This is a genomic window from Phyllobacterium sp. (assembly GCF_037994425.1).
Taxonomy (GTDB): Bacteria; Pseudomonadota; Alphaproteobacteria; order Rhizobiales; family Rhizobiaceae; genus Phyllobacterium.
In genome coordinates this window covers 1-2,409 of sequence record NZ_JBBNAM010000088.1, presented here as the reverse complement: position 1 = coordinate 2,409, position 2,409 = coordinate 1, and the positions used below count along the sequence as shown (strand labels likewise).

Genomic DNA, 2,409 nt, shown 5'->3' with positions numbered 1-2,409 from the left:
GTACTACTCCAATATCCCGCTCGACATGTCCATCGGATGGGCGACCAGCAATATCGGCGAGAAAATGGAATCGGTTGCCAAGCGCGCCGACCTGTTGATGTATGAGGACAAGCGCTCGCACTACTCATCCGCCAAGAAGGCCAGCCACGCGGCAAACTAGTGTTTGAAATGGGGCCCTTCACGCGCGTCTTTGCAAGAGATGCCGCAGATTAATTACAATTGACTATGTGATTTTGTGCAAAAAGCCGTTGGCGGGGTATTTGAGTCACGCTGCTGTAACGCTTCGTAACATAGCGTCATCTTGTGATCGCGAATTTGATGCATAGGACCAACAAAAAGAAGCATTTACCCATGCAGGAATGAGCGGGCAGCAGTGGGGGGCGTAAGTCGAAATTCTATATTTGGTTGAGTTAGAATATGGGCTTAGCACTGCGGGTAGACGAATACATGATGAAAACAACTTAGAAAAAGACAGGCTAAGGCCCATCTACAACGCGCTCTCCGGAGCGCGTTTTGTTTTTTAGAAAACCAGGAACAGAACGACTTAATAGTCGATCACCTCATCAAGCGCGTAGTGTTTGACTGTCTTGCGATTTGCAATGAGTTCGTCAACCGTGGGCTTGCCGGTCATGGCTCGGGAAATTGCCAGCTTCGTCGCCTCATAATTGGTGCGGTATAGGTCCTTACGATCGAGATTCTCATCCTCGGCACATCGAGGATCGAGCCAGACCGTGATGATCATGCACAAGTCATCCGCCTCGTCCTTGGGCAGAATGCCCTCCGACAGGCAGTCAACGATCGCATCTCCCATGGCCGCCTGCACGACGCCACCCAGCAGTTCCGCGTAGGCCATGTTCTTGATCGTAACCTTGCTCGTCATCATCGTGGCGGGGCGCACCGCCTGGTTGAGATCGCGGACCACGAACATGCGCGTGTGACCCTTGACCTGGCCCATCATCGAAGCGAAGGCGTGGCCGACCGGACCGCGCACCGATCCGATTACGATTTCGGGCATGGCGTCCGTTACCTGCCCCTCCGCGGCGAGAACTGTTGCTTCACCTGTGCGAAACCAAATCTCAGACATGTACTCTCCTTGTCGATTGTGCCACGAACCTATCCGCCACTTCCTTGCCCGGTAAAGTTGAAATCAGCAAGTAGCATCATCTATCGCTTTGCGAAGAAATCCTGCCGCTGCCCTAAGGGCCAGCCGGCCCTCGTCAATACTCATGCCGGTTAACAAGACGAGGATGGCGAGCTTGACTTCGTTGCCCGCCCTGTCAAGGGCTTGTCGCGCTTCGTCATAACCGGACCCAGTTGCCTGCATGACGATCCTCACAGCGCGGGCCAGGAGTTTCTGGTTGCGCACGTTGAGATCGACCATCAGATTTTCATAGGTCTTGCCCATGCAAATCATACTCGTGGTCGTTAACATATTAAGAATGAGCTTCTGCGCGGTTCCAGACTTTAGCCGGGTCGAACCCGCGAGAACCTCGGGACCGACAACGGGACAAATTGCAATGTCAGCTATGGAAGCGATGGCCGAATTGGGATTGCAGGTTAGCGCGACAGTTGCTGCTCCGACCTGTCTCGCATAGTTGAGCCCGCCGATGACGTAAGGTGTACGTCCACTGGCCGCGATACCCACGACTACGTCGTCCGCTGTCAACGCAACCTGTTGCAAGTCGAGAACGCCGCACTCAGGATTGTCCTCGGCACCTTCTGCCGCAGTGGTGAACGCATCGACGCCACCAGCGATTAGTGCAACGACCATGCTCTCCGAAACGCTGAAAGTTGGCGAACATTCCGTTGCATCAAGAACGCCCAGCCGGCCGCTTGTACCCGCGCCGATATAAACCAGTCGGCCCCCCTTCTTGAACGCCTCAACGATCCTTTCGACCGCTTTGGCCACTTCCGGGATGACCTTCTCAACGGCGTACGCAACCGTTTTGTCTTCCTGGTTGATCCGCTCCAGGATATCGAGGGTCGGCAACAAATCAATCTGCATGGTTCGCAGATTGCGGTCTTCGGAGATCAATGCCTCCAATTCGGATAGTAAGTTTTGCTCTGTCATGAGCGCGATCTCGATTTGCTACTTGTACCAGAGCATAGGAACTGGATGCGTCAAGCTGACGAACATCATCTCATTTCGTTGGACTTGCGCACAAGCCAAAACAGGGTGATAGAAATCCTGCAAGCAGCGCGTTCCGACTCGGGATGGTCCTTAGCAACGTAAAAGCTGCGCTAGTACGATAGTTCCATAATGTTGATTACGTGATTTTCTCTTGTAGCCGCAAAGTTAAAATGTCCGGTATTTGCAAAGTAGAAATGTCGTTGTGACCACCCTCCCGCCTCTTTGTAACGAGCGACGGGAAGCAGATTTTGGGACTGATTTTGATGAGCGAGCGTGAG

2 protein-coding genes are annotated in these 2,409 nt (G+C 53.3%); both read right to left on the bottom strand.

The window, feature by feature from the left end; all coding sequences use genetic code 11:
- Positions 1 to 544: 544 nt before the first annotated feature.
- Entirely contained in the window at positions 545 to 1,084 is a 540-nt protein-coding gene (fae, locus tag AAAB35_RS06590; protein ID WP_340667413.1) for a formaldehyde-activating enzyme, read from the bottom strand.
- A 63-nt stretch (positions 1,085 to 1,147) separates the two neighbouring features.
- Positions 1,148 to 2,071: an N-acetylmuramic acid 6-phosphate etherase gene (gene murQ, locus AAAB35_RS06585; protein WP_340667412.1), complete on the bottom strand. Its 924-nt coding sequence runs from the start codon at positions 2,069 to 2,071 to the stop codon at positions 1,148 to 1,150.
- Positions 2,072 to 2,409 lie beyond the last annotated feature (338 nt).

Excerpts from the sequence above, each read along its gene's own strand:
- fae (WP_340667413.1), bottom strand. The coding sequence starts at position 1,084 with ATGTCTGAGATTTGGTTTCGCACAGGTGAAGCAACAGTTCTCGCCGCG.
- murQ (WP_340667412.1), bottom strand. The coding sequence starts at position 2,071 with ATGACAGAGCAAAACTTACTATCCGAATTGGAGGCATTGATCTCCGAA.